Source organism: Sutcliffiella halmapala, from assembly GCF_050107295.1.
Taxonomy (GTDB): Bacteria; Bacillota; Bacilli; order Bacillales; family Bacillaceae_I; genus Sutcliffiella_A; species Sutcliffiella_A halmapala_A.
In genome coordinates this window covers 83,992-102,338 of record NZ_JBNIKR010000009.1, presented here as the reverse complement: position 1 = coordinate 102,338, position 18,347 = coordinate 83,992, and the positions used below count along the sequence as shown (strand labels likewise).

Below are 18,347 nucleotides of genomic sequence, written 5' to 3'. Positions count from 1 at the left end.
AAAATAGGGGAAGCAACCTCCCCCTAGATTGCAAACTTATAAAATTAGAATGAAATAGAATCCTTGAATTTTTCGTACGTATCTTTTACAATCTGGTATTCTTCGTCAGTAGCTTCAGAAATTTCATCCCAGCTGTATACTTCATTCATAATTTCGATCATTTCCTCATCATCATTGAAAGAAAGGAATGCATCTTTGATTTGCTGTACTAGCTCATCATCCAACTCTTTTGTTACAGAGATGGTATCGTTCGGAATCTCTTCGGTATAGCCTAGAATCTTCGTTTTCTCCATAATATCCGGATATTCTTCTTCAAGGCCTGTACGCACATCATCAAAAGTAGTAGCTACATCAGCGTCTCCTTCATAGACAGCGACTGCGGCAGTATCATGTGCACCAGCCTGCAAGGATTCTTTGAAGAAGTTTGTTTGTAGATCTTGTGCACTCTCAATGTCAAACTCGTCCATTAATTGTGCAGCAGGGAATAAGAATCCAGATGTTGAAGCTGCGTCTGGGTAAGCCCAGATTTTCCCTTCCAAATCAGCTAAAGACTCGATGCCGGAATCAGCTCTAACAATATATTGAGCTTTGTATGTGCCACTTCCATAACGGATGGACTTAAGAATAACTTCTGCACCATATTGCTCATTTGCTAGAACATAACCGAATGCCGGAATAAAACCAACATGTACTTCGTTAGAACCCATTGCTTCGATTAACGCTGTATAATCAGTCATTACGCGGCCTTCCACTTCAATGTCCAACTCTTCACCAAGACGGTCAGCCAAAGGCTTTACTGTATCTGCAATAGTGTCAGATTCCTGAGATGGAACAAATCCCATAACGATTTTTTCAGGCTTGCTTTCTCCACTTCCTGAGTCACTGCTTCCACATGCTGCTAAGCTGATTGCCAATAAAGCAACCAAAAAGATTGTCAGAAACTTTTTCATTTTTCTTATTCCCCCATAAAATGTTTTTATCTCACAATTTCAAGTATATAGAAATTCCCATGGAAACCGCTACGTTTTTTTCAGATTTTTTACAAAACATTAAAATATTTAAATTAAAGTTACATGAAACAAAGGGTTTTATCAGCAAAAATTTACATAGAATTAATATTATTCTTCTGATTCTCTCAAATTTCGTCATAAATTCTACGGAACTATGCTAAAATATGGAATGAGACGTCTGATGAATGATGTTGAAGGACGATCTGATTAAAACTTTGATTAAACAGTAATAACATCACAAATAAGGTTGAGGCCTCCTCTTTCAAAAAAAAAACGGCTGATTAAATTAGCAGCCGTTTCTAATTTAGTCAAATTAAATTTACTTACTGGCAAAGAAAAGCCTTGAAAGGAAATTAGTGATGAATGAAGCATTAACCGGCAGCATCCTTGCTGCCATGTCAACAGGTATAGGTGCATTACCGATTCTCTTTCTTAAAAACTCCATTTCACACAGATGGAAGGATATACTATTAGCGTTCACTGCCGGCATCATGATGGCAGCCGCCACCCTTAGCCTTATACCTGAGGCACTGAACTACGGAGGGATTCTTCCCTTATCGATTGGACTATTATTGGGTGTCTTTACCTTAACCTTACTGGAAAAATCCATTCCACATATAGACCTAGAACATAATAGAAAAGGTATCGAGTTTGACCAGAAAGCCATGCTTATCGTTGCTGCCATCACACTGCACAATATACCTGAGGGGTTGTCTGTTGGGGTTAGTTATGCGTCGGATGCAAATGATACGGGAAATTTGATAGCTTTTGCAATTGGTTTGCAAAATGCTCCTGAGGGGTTTCTGGTTGCGCTTTTCCTGATGAATCAAAAAATCAATCGAGTTAAAGCATTCCTTGTAGCTACATTAACCGGAGCAGTGGAAATTCCGATGGCCCTATTAGGTTTTTACCTTACTTCCATTGTCTCTACTTTGGTACCTTATGGTCTTGCGTTTGCAGCAGGTGCGATGCTTTATATCATCTATAAAGAACTCATTCCCGAGAGCCATGGTGATGGATATGAAACCACTTCCACCTACTCTTTCATATTTGGGCTGTTATTCATGATATGGCTGATTCAAATCTTCTAACCATTCTTTTTTGGAATGGTTTTTTTATATGGACTTCTTTTGGTAGACCATTTTTTGATACTCATAAATTAGTTTGTCTAAATCCTGGCTGCATTTAATTGTCTGATCACTGATAAAACCCGTTTTATTGGCCGAAACAATCATAGAGTCCCTTTTCTCCTTAATCAGAATCAAAAGGTTCTCTACATACCCTTCATACGACAATATAATTCGCTCCTTTTATCTCTCTGCTCTCCCTTTCGAATTATTACAAAAATTTCTATTAATGTAAATAGAATCGCAATATTAGACAATCTTTTCACAGAGTTTTTTCACCCGACCGCATGATTACTCAGATTTTGTACAAAATGAAAGTAATAATGCACAATTGCCAGCAAGGAATTAATAAAAAACAAGAATCTTGTCGAATGGAGCCGCAACTAAACCCTAAAAAATTTACAAACCTTATACAGCATCATAGAAATGAGTGGTAAAGTTGAAAAATCTCATCGCTATTTTATCCATATTATCAGTGTTTTTAGGCAGCATTGTCATTCATGCAGAGGAGCACGTTCCGCACGGCAATAGAGTAGCCATTGTAATTGATGATTTCGGAAATGACATGAAGGGGACCGAAGAAATCCTTCATCTTCCAGTCAAGTTGACCATTGCCGTGATGCCGTTTCTTTCTACAACAAAAGAGGATGCGGAGCTTGCACATGAATTGGGACACGAGGTCATTTTACATCTGCCAATGGAACCCGTTAAAGGGAAGAGGAGTTGGCTTGGTCCCGGAGCAATCACAACGGACCTTTCCAACAAAGAAATTGCAAAACGAGTAAATGCAGCAATTGATGCCGTTCCATTCGCCGTTGGAATCAATAACCACATGGGATCAAAAGCCACTTCTGACGAGCGTGTGATGCGGATTATCCTTGGTATCTGCAAAGAAAGACACCTCTACTATCTGGACAGTAAAACCTCTAGGAAAAGTGTCGTTTCAAAAATTGCCACAGAACTTTCTGTACCTTATTTGGAAAATGAATTGTTTTTTGATGAGGTTTACACAACCAACCATATCGTAAAGCAGACGAACCAGCTGATCAGAAAAACAGAAGTGGATGATAGTATCATTGCCATCGGTCATGTGGGCATTGCAGGCGAAAAGACTGCAAGTGTTTTGAAACAATATATTCCTGCACTCAAGAAAAAAGCGGAGCCTGTCACTTTATCAACTATCCTCATAGAAAAAGAGTTGATTACCACTCCACAATAAAAAACGAGCATCCTTTCCTCATGGGAAGATGCTCGTTTTCTGTTAGATTATTTCATTACATCAATCTGATCGACATGGGTCACCCGGAACTCTTTCTCTTCCAGCTTTTTCACAATCTTATTCAGCTTATCCTCAGGTAGCTCTGCAGGCAGGTTCACAATGATCCGCCTTAAATATTTCTCCCCGTTATCCAGCGTAAGCATCCCGTCAATGTTGATGTCCTTCAGCATGGAAACAAGATCCTTGATTGCCCCCTTATGTTCAATTGTTGCAATGGTCAAGGTGTAGCCTCCCGTTTTCATTCCAAATGAATCAGCAAGTACATCCATGACGTTTGCATGAGTCAGAATCCCGAGAAATTCATTTTCCTCGTTCAGCACTGCAATAAACGGCAATCGCTTGATTGTAAAAAACGCTTGAAAAAAGGAGTCCTCCTCGAAAATGAATGCATCTTTATTTTGGATAAGGGACTCCACAGAATCGTTTTCCGACCCTTTGCCTTCGTAAAGATAATCCAGTAAGTGCACTTTATAGACAAGCCCCACAAAGCTTCTCCCATTATCCTTCAAGATGGGAATGCAGCGATAACCTGTCTCTTTAATTTTCTCATACGCGTCCTTCACCGAATAGTTCGGCTCACAATACTGAACATCCTGCTTAGGCACAAAATTATAACGTACTTTCATTCCCTCACTCCTCCAAAACACTTCTATTTATGTAGATAAAACTACTTTTACATTAGCATATTCCTCTGCAAAGGTAAAGAAAATTCATAATATTAACACTTTTAAACCTTGTTAATTTTTCTCTTATTTTGCTGCATTTGCCGCAACCTGAACCGCATCCCAAACTGTTGCATAGGGTGGTGCGTAACTTAAGTCCAGCATTCCAATCTGCTCTGTCGTCAATCCGCATGTAATGGCTGTTGCATAGATATCTATCCGTTTTGCCGCACTTTCATCCTGACCAAGTATTTGTGCGCCAATTAATTTTTTTGACTGTGCTTCATAGACAAGTTTTATGTGAAAAGGCTTTGCATCAGGATAATAGGATGCATGGCTGTTCGTTTCAATTTTTACTGTTTTGAAATTTAAATTTTCATCTCTAGCAGATTTTTCTGTCAATCCAGTCATCGCAGCTGTCCAATCCATAATTTTGACGACGTTGGTTCCAAGTATTCCCTGAAAAGAATTTGAGATTCCAGCCATGTTATCCGCTGCTACTCTTCCATGTTTATTGGCTGTAGTTCCTAAAGCGATATTAACCGGTTTTTTCAAAACAATATGGTTGCTTGTCGCACAGTCCCCGGCAGCATAAATGTCAGGAATGCTGGTTTGTTGCTGTTTGTTGACAATGATGGCTCCATTTTCTAACATCTTCAATCCAATACCTTTGACAAATTCCGTGTTAGGTTTATTCCCGATGTTCACGATAACTGCATCCACATCATACTTCCCTTTATTCGTGCTTACGCTAGTTACCTGCCCCTCCTCAACGTGAAGCTCCTTGACTTCTTCGCCAGTCAGGATTTCCACTTGGTCTTTTAAGGAATTCTCCAAGTTTTCAGCCATATCGGAATCATAGTTAGGAAGAATATGTGGCTGTAATTCAATGACCGTTACTTCTTTTTGTAATTCCATCATCGTTTCGACCAGTTCCATCCCTATATATCCACCACCGATTATCGCTACCCTCTTCACGTTTTCCCTTTCTTGAAAGTATTTTCTCATAACCATTCCATCATTAAGGGTTTTTAACGTAAAGACATTCTCTGCATCCTTTGGTACAAATGGAGGAACAATTGGTTTTGAACCGGTAGCTATCAGTAGTTTATCATAGTTCACTTCCATCGTTTCCCCGGATTGGAGATTTTGGACAAGCACTACCCTCTGCTCTGGCAATACTTTTTTGACTTCATGCTGGATATGTACCCGGATATTCCGTTTCTCGAAATCCTCCACAGTCCTCGCCAACAGATCTTCGTGCGACTCTGTCACTCCAGATATATAGTAGGGTAGACCGCAGGCACCATATGAAATATGTTCATCCTTTTCAAATACGGTTATTTTTACATCTTCCTTTAGTCTTCTAAGCTTGGAAGCCGCACTCATACCCCCTGCTATTCCTCCAATTATCACTATATGCTCCATAAAATAACCTCCTATTTGCAACAGTTCACCACTTCCCATTATATTCCCTCTTTATGGGGTGATTACTCATAAAAAAAAGACAATTGAGTGAAATTCATTCCACTCAATTGCCTCTTGCCACTTAGTTATTTATCTGTTCTGTCTGGCTCTCATAAATTGGTACCCACCCCTCAGTCGTAACGAAGATCCGTATGGCTACGACCTTTCTGTCCTCCATGAGGGTAAAATAATGACGGACATTTGGTGGTACGCTTATCAGGTCTCCAGGCTCCAGTTCCACGTCGAAAAAGTTGCCGTCCTTGCCTTGAATGACAAAGATCCCATGACCGCTCACAATATAGCGGACTTCATCATCTGTATGATGGTGCTCCTTATTGAAATTCTGCAAAAGCTGTTCCAGGTTGGGAGTGGCATCGGATAAGGAGATGACATCCTGTGCTCTGTATCCACGTCGTGCCGAAATGTCCGCAATCTCACTATGATAGACAGATAGGATTTCCTCTTTATTTTCATCTGTAAGGGCAAAGTTTTCCTGAAGATGATCAGGCAGCTTAGAGGTATCCCATTTTTCATAAATCACTTCATTTTCAGTCAAAAAGGACTCGACTTCTTCCTGCACTATGATTCTTTCGTTTGTTTGATGAATTCTGATTTCAGCCATTCTTTTTTCCTCCTCAAGGTTTATTTTTATTGGACCTGCAAGCTTCCTCTAATACTGTTTTTCACGCTTAAAAGCTTTAAGTGATAGGAAAATAGGAATTCCCATGCTTCCAGGTGTTTTTTTGCTTCAAATGCAGTTTTTCCCCAGACCGTAATTCCGTGATTTTGGATCAGCACAGCACCACTGTCTCCATGGATATGCTTCGAAAACTCCCTCGCAAGTTTTGGAATATCAGCATGGTTTTTAATAATTGGAATGCTGACAGAGGCACCTTCTTCCCAAATCCCTAAAGCTTTAATAATTTCCTGGCCAGTAAAGACTATCTCCTTCTGCTCGGCATATAATTCCGAAATGACATTATTATCGACCGTATGGACATGAAGGGAGCAACCGGCATTTGACTTGCCGTACACTTCCACATGAAGCAGTGTCTCCGCGGAAGGCAACAGATGTGTCTCTTCCACCGCTTCCCCTGCATAGTTTACTAGCAGAAAATCTTCCTGTGTTCTTTTCCTCTTATCCTTTCCACTTGCTGATACAAAAAAAGTCAGAGGGTCATCTGATACTTTGATGGAAAGATTTCCACTTGTTCCAAAAAACCAATCGCGGCCAGCCAACTCCTCCTTTACGTCTGCAAGCTCATTCCACCTCGTAATCTGAATACTCATGATGGCACCTCCTGCTTCTTCAGTATCTTAATCACATCGAAGAAATCTTCAAATGCTTCATAGTTAATGGATTGCTCATCGCATTTTTCAATCAAAAAATCCCTGGCTATTACCTGATCCGCCATTTTCGCCGCCTGTAGATCTGTAATGGAATCACCAATCACTATTTTATAAATGTCCTTGTCTGCAAGTTTACGAATAACAGATGGTTTGCAGCACCCGCATTCGTTTTGGCAATCCTCATCACAAGAATGCGGCCAGTGAATCTTGATGCTCTCTTCTGAAAAATCAGACTCATTGCAGTAGATTTGGCCCCGGGGCACAATTCCACGCAGCAGGGGTTCCACAAAAAAGTCTATTCCTCCGGACACAATATAAAGTGGAATCTGCTGGCTCCTCGTGTATTCCACAAATTCATGAAATCCTTTTCTGATCGTGGCATGCTCTAAAATGTACGTGCTGATTTCTTCCTTATGCCTTGAGGGAAGCAGGGAAAACATTTTCCCGACTCCTTCTCGAATGGATATCTCCTGCGAAAGTACTTTATCCTTTAAATCATTCCACTCAGGTGGGGCATATTTCTTCATAATGGCAATGATGTTGTCACTGTCTGTCACCGTTCCATCAAAATCACAAAATATCATTGACTGTCCTGCACTCATTTTGCAACCTCCAAACTGCCCCATTGGTCAATTGCCAGTTTTAGTTCCGGTTTCGTTTCAGCCTGTTCTCTTAATGTTTTTCCAGCCAACACTCCATCAACCGCCTGTCTGAAAGCCTTACCACCGCCAATGGCGCCCAAAGCGTGCCCATGAATTCCACCACCGGCATTGATTACAGAATCCATACCGAAATCGTCGTAGAGCTGCGCTACAAGGCCTGGATGGATTCCAGCTGATGGGACAGGCAGTGTAGCCTTCATTCCTTCTTCCACCTTTGTTAAGCTGTCTCGGATTCCCAGTGCTTCCTTTCTTGGCAACGCGACACTGCCATAGGGTGACGGAAACAGGGAAAAATCGGCTCCAGCGTACCGTACAAGTTTTCCAAGAAGAAGTTCATTGGAAATACCATAAAATTCTGATGGAGTACTTGCCCCACTTACAGCAGGATGTGCCATGATTGGTATCTGGATATTTTCATCCTCAGCTAGACATTGCAACACGTCCAATCCATAAGCAAAAACATTGAAAAGTAAAATGTCTGCACCAAGTTCCACTGCCCGCTTCGCTTTTTCCTTCAAGTCAAACGTTCGGCCGGTAAGATTTACAGCATAAAAGGCGCGATGCCCTGTATCCTCGTAAACTTCCTCCAACACATTCTTGCCGACTGCAATTCTCTTTTCAAATGGAGTGAGTGGATTCTCGAAAAGGATTTCATCATCCTTGATAAAATCTACTCCCCCAAGTGCCTGTTCCCGAAGCTGATTTCCAAGAAATGTGAGGTCCCTACCAATTACACCTTTAAAAATGCTCATTATGTATGGACGATCGGAGATACCTGTCAGTTCCCTGATCCCATCCACACCGAACTTTGGTCCAGGGAATAGGCTTTTCAGTTCACTTGAAAACTCCAAATCTAACAGTTTGATTTCACCATCCAAGGAGAGCTTCCCGAACACGGTCGTTAAAATGGCAGGTAGATCATTGCTGAAGTTTAAGCTTGGGTAACCAATTTGGATGATCCCTCTTGTAATGGCGGTTCCAAAATAACTGTTCACCCTCACGCATGATTCAAGTTCCTGTACATACACCACCCTGCCCTTATGTTTTTTCAGCTGCTCCTGATCCAACAACGGCAAATCTGTCCAAGAACCTACTGTCAAACCAAGGGCAATACCCTCCGCTTTTTTTTCCAAGTTCCCTTTTCTGTCATGTACCAGGTATGTGGCAATAATTTCACTCATATCTATCATCCTTTCAAACACGTGAAATGGTATGTAAACGTAAAAAACCTCTTCGACAAGAAGAGGTTAGGCATCCTAACATCCTCTTATCTCCCAGCATAAAAGCTGCAAGATTTAGCACCGTGCTTATGTACATAAGTCGGTTGCCGGGTATCATCGGGCTAGTCCCTCCACCTGCTCTTGATAAGAAAACGCAATATATATAATATTTTTAAGTTTAAAATAAAGGAAATCTAACAGGAATTATGACATCCTTCTGTGTAGATGTCAATAAAGTTTTCAGAAAATATTTAGTTTTTGAATCCTTTGCACCGCTTCTTTCAGACGTTCTGTACTAGTCAGGAGCCCTACACGCACATATCCTTCACCATAGGAACCGAATCCAATACCTGGTGCTACGACCACATGAGCTTCACCGAGCAGTTTATCGGCAAATTCAGTGGATGTGAAACCTTTTGGAACCTTTAACCAGGCAAAAAAAGAACCTTGCGGCGCAGTTACTTCCCATCCAATATCCCGTAGTCCTGTAATGAGTACTTCCCTTCTTTCAGCATAAAGGTCCACAAGCTCATCCACACATATTTGCGATTCCAACAGTGCCGTTGCAGCAGCTTCCTGAACCGCTCCAAAGATACTCACATACATATGGTCCTGCAATAAATTGATTGCCTCGATGACACTGGGGTTGCCCACAGCAAATCCAACACGCCAACCTGCCATGTTATATGTCTTCGATAGGGTATAAATCTCAATCCCAACTTCTTTAGATCCCGGGGTCTGCAGAAAGCTTATCGGCCTTTTCCCTTCAAATCCGATTGCTCCATAAGCGAAATCATGTACAACACAAATATCATGCTTATCCGCCATTTCTACAGTATCCTCGAAAAATTTTGATGTGGCAACTGCACCAGTGGGATTATTGGGATAGTTCAAAAACATCAGCTTCGCTTTATCCAAAACTCTTTCATCTATGTCTTCATAATTTGGTAAAAAATGATATACTTCTTCTAACGGCATATATTCCATTTTTGCTTTTGCAAGAGCAACCCCTGACCAGTAATCGGGATAGCCGGGATCTGGTACAAGCACGGTATCACCCTCATTCAACAAGCATTGCGGAATTTCAACAAGACCAGCTTTGCCGCCAAATAGTACTGCCACTTCCGTTTTCGGGTCGAGCGTTACGTTGTATTCTCTTTTATAAAATTCAGCTACCGCCTCTTTAAAAAAGTCGTTGCCCCTGAATGGTGAATATTTATGATGAATGGGATTTTCCGCTGCTTTTTGCAAGGAACTTACGATATGTTGTGGCGTCGGCTGATCTGGGTTTCCCTGTCCAAGATTGATGACATCATGCCCCTCGGCCACCACTCTTCCCACCTTTTGCACCAGGGAGGCAAAGAATTGGGTCGGCAGCTGACCTAATAGTTCGGATTTTTGGAAATGTTTCATTTTGCTCACCTACTTAAAAAATTCTTGAAATCCTAGTCACAAATCATATAATGTTAAAAACAACTTGTAAAGAAATTTTTTCAAAAAATAAATAATTATTTGTTCTCAAAAAGGGGGGCCACCACATGAAATGGAAGATTGCATGCATTCAATTTGATATCGCCTTCGGAAATCCCGAAGCCAATATAGAGAAAGTGTGTGAGCTAGTAAAAGAAGCAGGAAAAGATAACCCGGACATTATCGTTCTACCCGAGCTCTGGTCCACAGGCTATGATCTGGGAAGACTTGATAGAATTGCAGACTCCGGGGGATTTGTAACGACCAAATTCCTCAAATCGCTCGCAAAGGAACAGAATGCCCATATTGTCGGGGGATCCATTGCAAAAAAGACCAACCGTGGAATCTACAATACGATGCTTACAGTTAATAAGGACGGAGAGGTTGCAGGGGAATACAGCAAATTGCATCTGTTTCGCCTGATGGATGAACACCATTTCCTTCAACCTGGAAAAACGGATGGAATGTTTGAGCTTGATGGGGAAAACTGCGCAGGCTTTATCTGTTACGATATCAGGTTTCCCGAGTGGATCCGCGCCCATACCACGAAAAATGCCAAAGCCATTTTCGTTGTGGCGGAGTGGCCATTAGCAAGAGTCGAGCATTGGAGAACACTATTAATTGCAAGAGCGATTGAAAACCAATGCTATGTAATTGCCTGCAACCGATCCGGGTCCGACCCTAAGAATGAGTTCGCCGGGCATTCCATGATTATCGATCCATGGGGAGAGATTCTTGCTGAAGCAGGCGAAGGAGCTGAAACCATCTCAGCCACAATCGATCTGGCAAAGGTTGATGAGGTAAGAAAGCAGATTCCTATCTTTGAGGATAGAAGACCGCAATACTATTAAAATAGTGATTCATGTCTCCACCTTTTTTGTTGAGGGTGGAGTTTTTTAGTTTTTATACTTTAGTTGGAGGCTTGGAAGGAGAAGGGATATGTTTAACATCTTTTTTAATACTGACCTCAGCAAAAGGGCCCTTTTGAGACCATCATTCTTGTATTTTCCCATTATTGTGGTCTCAACCGGCTGTTTTGAGACCATCATTCTTGTATTTTCCCGTTATCGTGGTCTCAACCGGCTGTTTTGAGACCATCATTCTTGTATTTTCCCATTATCGTGGTCTCAACCGGCTGTTTTGAGACCATCATTCTTGTATTTTCCCGTTATCGTGGTCTCAACCGGTCGTCTTATGGCAGATATCAGTCTATTGACCATACCCTCCAATTTCAACCGACACTCTCCATGCTAGAAAACTATCTACACATACAAACCAAAAACAAAAAGGACCCCAACAAGTTGGGGTCCTTTTCTATTTGGCTAGCATTATTTTGTAACGTTAGCAGCTTGAGGTCCACGAGCACCTTCAACGATTTCGAAAGAAACTTCTTGACCTTCTTCTAAAGTTTTGAAGCCTTCGCCTTGGATAGCGGAGAAGTGTACGAATACATCGTCCTGACCTTCAACTTCGATAAAACCGAAACCTTTTTCTGCATTGAACCATTTTACTTTACCTTGTAACATGTTTGTTCCTCCTTGTGGTTTACCCACGTAAATAATATTACTATTCTTGCTCTACATTCCACTTTAAGACGAAAACTTGTTTCTGACTTTGCATCATGACGAACAAAAATAATAGTTTAATAATAACAGGTGAGAAATTATTTTTCAAGGTTTTATCCAAAGAATTCATACTATTCTAGTTGTTAGACCTCCGCTTTCCTAACGGTTTTCCACGTCCCCCCACCAAAAGGAAATCAAAAGCTTTATCAAAAAAAGTTATTGACAATACTCTTTTGTGCTTGGTATTATTTTCAACAAGTGATAATTTTCCAACAATTCAATACTTTCGTGAGATATATTTTCACGATCTCTTATCAAGAGCAGGTGGAGGGATTTGGCCCGATGAAACCCAGCAACCGACTGTAATACCGTCGCGAGACGGGGCGTTAACTTTTAACGCCGGAACCTTGAGTTCCATAAGGCACGGTGCTAATTCCAGCAGAAATCATTTCTGGCAGATAAGAGGGGAGAAGAACAAATCTTCAAGCCTCTTTCTTATGGAAAGGGGCTTTTTATTTTTCACTGCCCCTCCTTTTACACTTTATAAAACGGAGGAATAAACATGACAATTGCAATAAAAGAAGGCTATCAGCCGTTAACGGAAGCTACCGCTATTCAATTAATAAAGGAATTGGGATACTTCCAGGCACACGATCAACTTCGCTGCAGGGAAATCGGGGACGGAAATCTAAACCTCGTTTTTCACATACAGGATGAGAACGATAAAACACTCATCATCAAACAGGCCCTGCCATATGCCAAGGTTGTCGGGGAAAGCTGGCCATTGACCTTGCATCGTGCAACCATCGAGGGGAACTACCTTAAAAACGCAATCACATTAGTTCCAGAGCTTGTTCCGCAAGTTCACCATACAGATGAAGTCAAAGCTCTAACCATCATGGAGGATCTTTCCTATTTGGACATTGTGAGAACCGGATTCATAGCAGGGAAAGCTTATCCGAATTTATCACGCCATATCGGTGAATACTTGGCTAAAACATTATTTTCCACATCCGATTTCGGCTGTAATCAGCAAGTCAAAAAAGGATTGCAGCAAGCTTTCAGCAATCCTGAGCTCTGCAAAATCACTGAGGATCTTGTTTTCACCGACCCTTTCCATGAGAGCGACACCAATGATTTTGAGCCTGAACTGAAAGGAACGGTTGAAGGACTTTGGAAGGATGATTCACTGAAACTCGAAGTCGCTAAGCTGAAGTATAAATTCTTGACGCATGGAGAAGCCCTGCTTCATGGGGATCTACATACAGGCAGTATTTTTGCCAATGAAACAGACACCAAAGTGATTGATCCCGAGTTCGCCTTCTTCGGACCAATCGGATTTGATATCGGTCAATTTTTTGCCAACCTTTTGTTTCAGGCAATCACACGGACCGAAAACAATGAAATTATCCTTTCTCATCTTCATCAGGTTTGGGAAACTTTCGAGGAGACCTTCACTACGCTTTGGCATACCTCAAGCGTAGAAACTTTCACCAGAACAAAAGGGTATCTCGAGTATGTTCTCAAGGACTACTTCAAGGATTCCCTTGGATTTGCCGGATGTGAACTGATCCGCCGCACTATTGGGTTGGCACATGTAGCGGACCTGGATGGAATCGAGGATTCAACAAGGAGATTGGCTAGTAAAGAAATTGCGATTACACTCGGACGTCAACTAATAATGCAGCAATCAACCATTACTAGCACAAGAAATATAGAGTGTTTATTAGAGAAAGTAAAAAGAGGAGAATGAAACACCATGACTACCCTGACAAACATACCACTTTCCGTAGAATGGAAAGATACCCACATCCGATTACTCGATCAGCAAAAATTGCCGCAGGAAACTGTTTTTCTAGAACTGCGTACCCTTCAGGATGTATTTGATGCTATTCTTACCTTAAAAGTTAGGGGAGCACCTGCCATTGGCATTACGGCTGCCTATGGACTTGCCTTATCCGCTCAAGGATACGAGTCTTCAAGTATCACTGATTTTCAGGTTAGGCTAAAAAGGGACAGTGATTACCTTGCTAGCTCGAGACCAACTGCAGTCAATCTGTTCTGGGCGTTGGAGCGCCTTCTATCCGCTTTTGCAACAGCTTCTTCTGTGAATGAAGCAAAAACAATCCTAATCCACGAAGCTATTAATATCCAAATGGAAGATGAAGCAACATGCAGGGAGATCGGGGAGCATGCGCTAAGCCTATTCCATAAAGGTGATAAAGTGCTGACGATATGTAACGCTGGATCCATTGCAACGGCAAGATATGGAACAGCCCTATCCCCCTTCTACCTTGCAAAAGAAAGGAACTTTCCGTTAAGTGTCTATGCATGTGAAACACGTCCTGTTCTACAGGGTGCCAGGCTTACGGCATGGGAGCTTCAGCAGGCTGGTGTGGATGTTACGCTGATTACGGATAATATGGCTGCTCATACCATCCAATCAAAAGGGATCAACGCCATTATTGTTGGTGCTGACAGAATTACCGCAAATGGTGATACTGCCAATAAAATTGGGACATACGGACTTGCTATATTGGCAAATGCATTGAACATTCCATTCTATGTTGCGGCCCCACTTTCCACTTTTGACCTGTCGAAGGAAACGGGAAGGGAAATCATCATTGAAGAGAGAGATCCCGAAGAGGTGACCCATATTGGAGGGCAGTTGGTGGCTCCTCAGGGGATTTCCGTCTTCAACCCCGCATTTGATGTCACACCTAATGAATACATTACCGCCATCATTACCGAAAAAGGCATCATAAAAGGAGATTATCGCTCAAAAATAAAAGAGTTGTTCCTCTGAAATATAATGGACATGACGCACATTTTATGCGCCATGTCCTTTACTTTGCCCACATCTCTTTCGGATTCAATTCATAGATTCCATTTTCCCGGTACATATAATGGTTGATGATGAATTCCCTTCTGATTGTTGCGTAATCTTCATGGTATTGTTTGATGTGTTCGTTAATCTCTTTTTCTGTATATTTTTTTCCTATTTCTAGATTCTTGATGATATATTCAAAAATGATCAGCTTCTTCTTTCTCTGTGCCGGAATCGTCTTCAGCAAACCGCTCGGCAATAAGAAATTTTGTAGTATTTGAGTTTTTTCTTTATCCTTCTCCATGTTCTCCACCTCACTTCTCCCCCTGTTTAGCACATGAAACAGCGCCTCGGAATGCTGTTTCAATGATTTTTCATTCAGAAAATAAAAAATGGTATTCTTTTCCCTTCTTTCATAAACGGCACTTACTTCCTTCAGTTTTGCAATGTGATGTGAAATGGTCGGTGCTTTGACTCCCAACCTTTCTGCCAGCACTTGCCCGCTTAAAGGCTGCTCGGCAGCCAGCAATACCAGAAGTTTAATCCTTGTCTGATCTCCCATCGCCTTATGAAAACTGACCAACTTATTTAACTGCAGAAGAAACACCCCTTAAGTTTGATATCTGTCTAATTAGATAATAATCAAACTCAATCCTCATTTCAACCTTTTTTTGTCATCTTCTTTAAAATTATTTCTTTTTCCTCTTCACTGATTATTTGAAGTTTGGTTAAAACATTGGTATAAAAGGCGATTTTATTTACTTTCCCCATTTTCCTTCCACTTCCTTTTTTTGCACTGACGCAACTTTTTTAGTGTTAGTAAATTATATGAATTATTTTTGAAATTGATACAGGTTATACAAAAGATTGTACAAAAAAATACGATAGGGGCTTTCCCCTATCGTACACCCTCTAACTTTAATAGTTGTTCTTTCATCCCGATTTTGTCTCCGGCATAGCCGACTAGTGCCTGATTCTTCCCTATCACCCGGTGGCATGGAATGATGATCGGCAAAGAATTTCTCCTGTTTGCCTGTCCAACTGCTCTTACAGACAGTGGGCGTTTGATTTCTACAGCAATTTCCTGATAGCTTTTTACTGTTCCATATGGTATATCTCGCAGTGCATTCCATACTTCCATCTGAAATGGTGTACCATTCATATTCATCGGAAGGCTGAATTCCATTCTCTCTCCATTAAAGTACTCGGTTAATTGCTCTTCCACCATTGCACACATCGCATGATCTGAATCTTCATCTATTGTCGCAGAATGATATTTGTCAAATAGCTCCTTCTCGTCAAACAGGATGGAAACTAGACTTTTTTCATCACAAAGTATGAATAATGAGCCGATCGGGGAATTCATCTTTTTAAAGGTATACATGAAAATCTCCTTTTCCTATTTTGCCTAGCTTTTAAAGGTTTGGTTAATTGGGAGCTTGATATGGAAAGTTGTTCCCTTACCCAATTCACTTTCTACCTCTATTGTACCATTATGCTCTTCCACAATTTTATAGCTTACCATAAGACCCAGGCCTGTTCCCCTGTCTTTTGTAGTGTAGAAAGGTTCGCCAAGTTTTTTTATTTTATCCCCTGGTATGCCCAATCCCTCATCTTTAATGGAGATTAAAAGGTGCCTGCTCTCCACTTGCTGAAGGTTTACAGTGACCGTCCCACCCTTTGGCATTACCTCTATGGCATTCTTTAGAATATTGATAAAAACCTGCTTCAACTGATTCGGCTCACAATAAACGTCTGGAAGCTGTTCTTCATAAAGACTGGCAAATTGAACATTTTCAAGTGCCGCCTGTGCGCTTAATAGATCCAGGGTATCCTGCATAATTTTGACCACGCTCTTTTGCTGATAGGAAATGGCTTGGGGTTTTGCAAGAACCAGGAATTCCGTAATGATCGACTCAATCCGTTTTAGTTCTGATGTAATGACATCAAAGTACATAGCATACTGACCGTCTTCCATACTATTTTGCAGTAGTTGGATAAATCCTTTTAATGCTGTCATGGGGTTCCTTATTTCATGTGCGATGCCTGCCGCAAGCTCCCCCACCACCGTCAGTGTATCTGACTTGCGGAGTTGGTCTTCCATTTCACGTTTTTCCGTAATATTCCGGAAAATGGTCATATGAAGACCTTCCACTACATTCTTTTTTGCCGAGAACTCAAAAATACGCGGACCCTTACCATAATCATGGCACAGCTCTCCACTTAACTCTTCATTTTCTTCACACTGAACCCATAGTTGCTTCAATTCTTCTATCCGTTCCATCGGAATATATTGTTTCAGGCATTGCGCCATCAACTCTTCCCGTGAAAGTTCAAAGATCTTGCTGGCATTTGGATTTGCATCAATGATTGTGCAGGAATCATCCCAAAGGATAATACCATCCATCGCGTTATTGAAAATCTTGCGGAATTTCTGTTCACTTTCGCGAAGATCCTTTTCCATCTTTCTTCGCTCACTGACATTCCTGAAAATAATCATATTATATCCATCAATGATGCCCTTATTGGCGGTAAACTCCAAGAGCTTCTTTTGTCCATTCGGCATATGGAACTCGAGCTCTTCACGAATCTCGCCTTTTTTATTGAACTCTTTGATGATGGTGGGTACTTTGCTTGTTCCCCTTTGGATAAACTGCTGCAGCTTTGATTTCTCCAATTCATCCAAAGGCAATTCGAACGCTCTGCTTGCAGCAGGGTTCGCACGCATAATATTTCCGAAATTGTCCACTAGTACAATGGCATCCAATGCATGCTGGAACATTTCCCTGAATCTCTCCTCGCTCTTTTGAAGCTGCAGCTCCATATTTCGCTTTTCGGTCACGTCTCGCATAATAGCCAAATAATAGTCATCATAGATGTTTGCGGTGATGGTGACCTCAAATCTCTTCCTTTCGCCATTATGAAGCAATACAGGAAGTTCACCTCTCACGCGTCCATATTTGTCCAGTAAGAGCCAGATTTTCTCCACTTTATATCTCGCATCATTCTCTACAAAATCATCCAGCTTTGCCTGTAGTAAATCCAGTTTTGACATGGCAAAATTAGAACAGAAAGCTGGGTTTACATCAATGAAGAACCCTTCTTTATCAAAAACGACGATACCATCAACAGCCCTATTGAATACATCATGATACATTTGCTTGCTTTTGTTCGTTTCATTTTCCAGGTTCTTTTTGGAGGTGACATCCCTAATGATGCAGATATCCAGGCCACTTTCATCAGGGTTTCGAACTGCCGAATACTCGACAAACTTAACTTTTCCATTATCCAATCGCAGAATCAGCTCATTTTCGGCTTCCCCCAGTTTATCCAACTGAGCTTCCTGGTAATTCACTTCCTCTTTTGACATCAGATCAAGGAATTCATAGAGATTCCGTTGAAGCAATTGTTCTTTGGAAAGCTCAAATAGCTCACAGGCTTTATTGTTAACTTGAAAAAATTCAAGATTTTTATTAAACAATATGATTGCGTCATTGGCGTGCTCAAAAGTAAGTTGTAAAAACATATTCTGCTTCTCCATGGTACGGAGTTTTTGCTGTAGCTCTTCCACTTTTGCTTCCAACTTTTTGGTTTCTTCCTTCACCATGTGTTGGATCATCACTCTTCCCCCATAAAAAAAGTTATTTTTATATCCCTTTAACAACTTCTACGCCCACCCCTAAAATCCTTTTCTACGACACACAAAGC

The 18,347-nt window shown here is 41.2% G+C and carries 18 protein-coding genes and 2 riboswitches; of the genes, 5 read left to right on the top strand and 13 right to left on the bottom strand.

Annotated features, from left to right (window positions below):
- Window positions 1-44 precede the first annotated feature (44 nt).
- Window positions 45-950: a phosphate/phosphite/phosphonate ABC transporter substrate-binding protein gene (locus ACQCT5_RS15680; protein WP_499642934.1), complete on the bottom strand. Its 906-nt coding sequence runs from the start codon at window positions 948-950 to the stop codon at window positions 45-47.
- Between the two features lie 419 nt (window positions 951-1,369).
- Here ACQCT5_RS15680 and ACQCT5_RS15675 point away from each other — a divergent pair, with 419 nt between their 5' ends.
- On the top strand, window positions 1,370-2,101 hold the full coding sequence (locus ACQCT5_RS15675; RefSeq protein WP_499642933.1) for a ZIP family metal transporter: 732 nt from the start codon (window positions 1,370-1,372) through the stop codon (window positions 2,099-2,101).
- A 24-nt stretch (window positions 2,102-2,125) separates the two neighbouring features.
- Here the strand turns inward: ACQCT5_RS15675 and ACQCT5_RS15670 are convergent, their stop codons facing one another.
- On the bottom strand, window positions 2,126-2,275 hold the full coding sequence (locus ACQCT5_RS15670) for an aspartyl-phosphate phosphatase Spo0E family protein (RefSeq protein WP_499643117.1): 150 nt from the start codon (window positions 2,273-2,275) through the stop codon (window positions 2,126-2,128).
- 301 nt (window positions 2,276-2,576) lie between these two features.
- Here ACQCT5_RS15670 and ACQCT5_RS15665 point away from each other — a divergent pair, with 301 nt between their 5' ends.
- Window positions 2,577-3,356 (top strand): divergent polysaccharide deacetylase family protein, encoded by a 780-nt coding sequence (locus tag ACQCT5_RS15665; protein WP_499642932.1) that lies wholly within the window; start codon window positions 2,577-2,579, stop codon window positions 3,354-3,356.
- A 47-nt stretch (window positions 3,357-3,403) separates the two neighbouring features.
- Here the strand turns inward: ACQCT5_RS15665 and cbpA are convergent, their stop codons facing one another.
- The 7 genes from cbpA to ACQCT5_RS15630 form a co-directional block, all read right to left on the bottom strand.
- The gene (cbpA, locus tag ACQCT5_RS15660) at window positions 3,404-4,042 is read right to left on the bottom strand and encodes a cyclic di-AMP binding protein CbpA (RefSeq protein ID WP_499642931.1); all 639 of its coding nucleotides are present in this window, start codon (window positions 4,040-4,042) and stop codon (window positions 3,404-3,406) included.
- 123 nt (window positions 4,043-4,165) lie between these two features.
- A complete protein-coding gene (locus tag ACQCT5_RS15655) occupies window positions 4,166-5,506 on the bottom strand; it encodes a CoA-disulfide reductase (RefSeq protein ID WP_499642930.1) in 1,341 nt (446 codons plus the stop codon).
- 121 nt (window positions 5,507-5,627) lie between these two features.
- Window positions 5,628-6,167: a 1,2-dihydroxy-3-keto-5-methylthiopentene dioxygenase gene (locus ACQCT5_RS15650; RefSeq protein ID WP_499642929.1), complete on the bottom strand. Its 540-nt coding sequence runs from the start codon at window positions 6,165-6,167 to the stop codon at window positions 5,628-5,630.
- Between the two features lie 26 nt (window positions 6,168-6,193).
- Window positions 6,194-6,835: a methylthioribulose 1-phosphate dehydratase gene (locus tag ACQCT5_RS15645; protein WP_499642928.1), complete on the bottom strand. Its 642-nt coding sequence runs from the start codon at window positions 6,833-6,835 to the stop codon at window positions 6,194-6,196.
- A complete protein-coding gene (locus ACQCT5_RS15640) occupies window positions 6,832-7,497 on the bottom strand; it encodes a 2-hydroxy-3-keto-5-methylthiopentenyl-1-phosphate phosphatase (protein ID WP_499642927.1) in 666 nt (221 codons plus the stop codon). Before ACQCT5_RS15640 ends, ACQCT5_RS15645 begins: the two co-directional genes overlap by 4 nt.
- Window positions 7,494-8,738 (bottom strand): 2,3-diketo-5-methylthiopentyl-1-phosphate enolase, encoded by a 1,245-nt coding sequence (gene mtnW / locus ACQCT5_RS15635; RefSeq protein ID WP_499642926.1) that lies wholly within the window; start codon window positions 8,736-8,738, stop codon window positions 7,494-7,496. Before mtnW ends, ACQCT5_RS15640 begins: the two co-directional genes overlap by 4 nt.
- Before the next feature lie 83 nt (window positions 8,739-8,821).
- Window positions 8,822-8,928, bottom strand: a riboswitch (SAM riboswitch).
- Window positions 8,929-9,017: 89 nt separating this feature from the next.
- Complete coding sequence (locus ACQCT5_RS15630) at window positions 9,018-10,190, bottom strand: pyridoxal phosphate-dependent aminotransferase (RefSeq protein WP_499642925.1); 1,173 nt, start codon at window positions 10,188-10,190, stop codon at window positions 9,018-9,020.
- Between the two features lie 125 nt (window positions 10,191-10,315).
- Here ACQCT5_RS15630 and ACQCT5_RS15625 point away from each other — a divergent pair, with 125 nt between their 5' ends.
- Window positions 10,316-11,098, top strand: a complete 783-nt coding sequence (locus tag ACQCT5_RS15625) for a carbon-nitrogen family hydrolase (RefSeq protein ID WP_499642924.1) — start codon at window positions 10,316-10,318, stop codon at window positions 11,096-11,098.
- A 477-nt stretch (window positions 11,099-11,575) separates the two neighbouring features.
- Here ACQCT5_RS15625 and cspD read toward each other — a convergent pair whose 3' ends face one another.
- On the bottom strand, window positions 11,576-11,773 hold the full coding sequence (gene cspD / locus ACQCT5_RS15620; protein ID WP_010192350.1) for a cold-shock protein CspD: 198 nt from the start codon (window positions 11,771-11,773) through the stop codon (window positions 11,576-11,578).
- 347 nt (window positions 11,774-12,120) lie between these two features.
- Window positions 12,121-12,277: riboswitch (SAM riboswitch) on the top strand.
- Between the two features lie 97 nt (window positions 12,278-12,374).
- Between cspD and mtnK the strand changes: the two genes are divergently transcribed.
- Window positions 12,375-13,565, top strand: a complete 1,191-nt coding sequence (gene mtnK / locus ACQCT5_RS15615; protein ID WP_499642923.1) for an S-methyl-5-thioribose kinase — start codon at window positions 12,375-12,377, stop codon at window positions 13,563-13,565.
- Between the two features lie 6 nt (window positions 13,566-13,571).
- The gene (gene mtnA, locus ACQCT5_RS15610) at window positions 13,572-14,618 is read left to right on the top strand and encodes an S-methyl-5-thioribose-1-phosphate isomerase (protein WP_499642922.1); all 1,047 of its coding nucleotides are present in this window, start codon (window positions 13,572-13,574) and stop codon (window positions 14,616-14,618) included.
- A gap of 40 nt (window positions 14,619-14,658) precedes the next feature.
- Here the strand turns inward: mtnA and ACQCT5_RS15605 are convergent, their stop codons facing one another.
- From ACQCT5_RS15605 to ACQCT5_RS15595, 3 genes are all read right to left on the bottom strand, one after another.
- Window positions 14,659-15,237: a DUF2087 domain-containing protein gene (locus tag ACQCT5_RS15605; RefSeq protein ID WP_499643115.1), complete on the bottom strand. Its 579-nt coding sequence runs from the start codon at window positions 15,235-15,237 to the stop codon at window positions 14,659-14,661.
- A gap of 300 nt (window positions 15,238-15,537) precedes the next feature.
- Window positions 15,538-16,023: a methylated-DNA--[protein]-cysteine S-methyltransferase gene (locus ACQCT5_RS15600; RefSeq protein WP_499642921.1), complete on the bottom strand. Its 486-nt coding sequence runs from the start codon at window positions 16,021-16,023 to the stop codon at window positions 15,538-15,540.
- Window positions 16,024-16,047: 24 nt separating this feature from the next.
- Complete coding sequence (locus ACQCT5_RS15595) at window positions 16,048-18,258, bottom strand: PAS domain-containing sensor histidine kinase (RefSeq protein WP_499642920.1); 2,211 nt, start codon at window positions 18,256-18,258, stop codon at window positions 16,048-16,050.
- Between the last annotated feature and the right edge of the window lie 89 nt (window positions 18,259-18,347).

What these genes read in the sequence shown, in the direction of transcription:
- ACQCT5_RS15630 (WP_499642925.1), bottom strand. Translation starts at nt 10,190, where the DNA reads ATGAAACATTTCCAAAAATCCGAACTATTAGGTCAGCTGCCGACCCAA.
- ACQCT5_RS15625 (WP_499642924.1), top strand. Translation starts at nt 10,316, where the DNA reads ATGAAATGGAAGATTGCATGCATTCAATTTGATATCGCCTTCGGAAAT.
- ACQCT5_RS15675 (WP_499642933.1), top strand. Translation starts at nt 1,370, where the DNA reads ATGAATGAAGCATTAACCGGCAGCATCCTTGCTGCCATGTCAACAGGT.
- mtnA (WP_499642922.1), top strand. Translation starts at nt 13,572, where the DNA reads ATGACTACCCTGACAAACATACCACTTTCCGTAGAATGGAAAGATACC.
- ACQCT5_RS15655 (WP_499642930.1), bottom strand. Translation starts at nt 5,506, where the DNA reads ATGGAGCATATAGTGATAATTGGAGGAATAGCAGGGGGTATGAGTGCG.
- ACQCT5_RS15640 (WP_499642927.1), bottom strand. Translation starts at nt 7,497, where the DNA reads ATGAGTGCAGGACAGTCAATGATATTTTGTGATTTTGATGGAACGGTG.
- ACQCT5_RS15595 (WP_499642920.1), bottom strand. Translation starts at nt 18,258, where the DNA reads ATGATCCAACACATGGTGAAGGAAGAAACCAAAAAGTTGGAAGCAAAA.
- cspD (WP_010192350.1), bottom strand. Translation starts at nt 11,773, where the DNA reads ATGTTACAAGGTAAAGTAAAATGGTTCAATGCAGAAAAAGGTTTCGGT.
- mtnW (WP_499642926.1), bottom strand. Translation starts at nt 8,738, where the DNA reads ATGAGTGAAATTATTGCCACATACCTGGTACATGACAGAAAAGGGAAC.
- ACQCT5_RS15680 (WP_499642934.1), bottom strand. Translation starts at nt 950, where the DNA reads ATGAAAAAGTTTCTGACAATCTTTTTGGTTGCTTTATTGGCAATCAGC.
- cbpA (WP_499642931.1), bottom strand. Translation starts at nt 4,042, where the DNA reads ATGAAAGTACGTTATAATTTTGTGCCTAAGCAGGATGTTCAGTATTGT.
- mtnK (WP_499642923.1), top strand. Translation starts at nt 12,375, where the DNA reads ATGACAATTGCAATAAAAGAAGGCTATCAGCCGTTAACGGAAGCTACC.
- ACQCT5_RS15645 (WP_499642928.1), bottom strand. Translation starts at nt 6,835, where the DNA reads ATGAGTATTCAGATTACGAGGTGGAATGAGCTTGCAGACGTAAAGGAG.
- ACQCT5_RS15600 (WP_499642921.1), bottom strand. Translation starts at nt 16,023, where the DNA reads ATGTATACCTTTAAAAAGATGAATTCCCCGATCGGCTCATTATTCATA.
- ACQCT5_RS15650 (WP_499642929.1), bottom strand. Translation starts at nt 6,167, where the DNA reads ATGGCTGAAATCAGAATTCATCAAACAAACGAAAGAATCATAGTGCAG.